We start from the raw sequence: 1949 nt of genomic DNA, 5'->3' as shown, positions 1-1949 counted from the left end.
TTTTTCTGTTAGTTCCTTTTTGTTGTCTTTGTCTATTTTTACTCCAAGTAATTCTCCTAAGCTAAATAGATTCTGTACTTTTTTGTAATCACTCATTATGTTGTCATCTATTATTTTTTCTGGTGGTTTTTTTGTTCTTCCATATTGTATTATGAAATAAAATACCATATCTGGATTATATACTTTTGCTTTTACTTCTTTATTGAATCTATATCCATTATAATTTTCCTGCATTTCTTTTAATAATTTTTCTGAATATATGCCATAATATTCCAATAATTCTTTTACTTCTTCTTCTTTGAATCCAAGCATTTCATTGAATTCTGGTGCTAATGTTATATTCATTGTTATATTAAAACCACTGGTTAATGAGTCTAACATTATTGGGCTCACACCTGTCATGAATAGTCTTTCTATTATTGTTTTTGTTCCTTTTTTTATTTCTTCGTAGAATTTTCTTACAAATCCATGTTTCGTTACGCTGTCTTTGAATAAATCAAGGTTAAAACTCAATAATTCATTTGCAAAGTGATCATATTCGTCTATTAGTAAGTATATTGGTTTATCTAAACTATCCACTGCTTCTGATAGAAATGTATTCATTATATCTGCTGGTTCGCTATATTCTTCTTTGATTGTTATATCTTGTTTATATCTTGTGTTAAATCCTTTTAATGCACTTATTATTTTATTTTTAAAACTACTTATTAATTTTTCTTTATTTTCTGTTTGTATCCCAGAAAAGTCCATATACAATATATAATAACTGTTTTTTAACGATGTTGGATTTTTTCCTATGTATAACTCTTTAAATAACGCTTCAAATTTCTCTGCATAATTGATATCATAATACTTTGCAAGTGTATCTAAGAACAATGTTTTTCCAAATTTCCTTGGCCTTAAAAACACTATATTAGTTTCATTCAGTGATTCTAATTTTTCTATATATTTTGTTCTATCTATGTAATAATAATTCTGCATTATTACCCATTCAAAATTTTGTTTTCCATATGGTATTTTTTTTTTCATGGCTCTCCTCCGTATAACATACCTTCGGTAAGGATTAGGATTAAAATTTAATATTTTAAAATAAAAACATTTCAATATTTTCAAAAAAAATATTCATACCTTCGGTAAGGATTAGGATAAAATCATTTTATTTTAAAAAATAAATTCTTAAAATATTTGCAAGGCAAATATTTTCGCCTACGGCGGGTTTTTGGATTTAAATTAATATTTTTAAATAAAAACTTTTCAATATTTTCAAAAAAATATTCACGCTTACAGTGAGTTATAGGATTTAAAACTTTAGATTTTATATCTTTTCTATTATATAATCATCAATATTCCTTTTTTCTGAATTGATGTTTATTCCTATTATATATATTTCTTTCCCTTCATACTTTTCATAATATTTCTTTTCTTTTATTTGGTTTATTGCATCAATTGCGCTTTTATCCACTTTTATTTCAAAAAGATATATCCTTTCATAAAAATCTATTACAAGGTCACTTCGCCCCAAGTTTGTTAATTCTTCTGCTTTTACATCTATTCCTGCTGATGCTATTATTGTAAATATTAATGAATGATAATACTTTTCTTCTTTTTTGTGTAAGTTATATGGTATTGCACTTATTATCTTCTTTATTTCTTCTATTAATCCTTTTATGTCATTTTTTAATAATGACTTTATTATTGTTCTGTTTAATTCTTTTATTTTTGATGTTTCTATTCCATAATTTGCCTCTAATATTAATCTTGAAAAGCTGTTTTTTACTTCAAGATTTGGATAGTCTAATATATATTCCTTTTCAAGTCCAAGTCTTTCTATTCCTTTAAATGTCAAATATCCTGCTTGTGTAAAGAATATATTTGCATTTGCATCTTCTATTTCTCTTGTTGAGAAATCCATTGCACTTACTGTGTTTTTTACTAAGTCTTCATATTCT

The 1949-nt window shown here is 25.0% G+C and carries 2 protein-coding genes; both read right to left on the bottom strand.

The features are described 5' to 3' along the window. Window positions 1-1029: AAA family ATPase (locus XO12_RS11015; protein ID WP_175420337.1), on the bottom strand; the 1029-nt coding region annotated here is incomplete at its 3' end. Window positions 1030-1315: 286 nt separating this feature from the next. Continuing rightward, window positions 1316-1949 (bottom strand): PD-(D/E)XK nuclease domain-containing protein (locus XO12_RS11010; protein WP_175420336.1); only part of this gene is annotated, 634 nt, incomplete at its 5' end.

Origin of the sequence: Marinitoga sp. 1154 (genome assembly GCF_013363285.1) — a bacterium.
In the GTDB taxonomy this organism is placed as follows: domain Bacteria; phylum Thermotogota; class Thermotogae; order Petrotogales; family Petrotogaceae; genus Marinitoga.
Note: the sequence above shows the minus strand (reverse complement) of the source record. Positions and strands in the feature narration are given on the sequence as shown.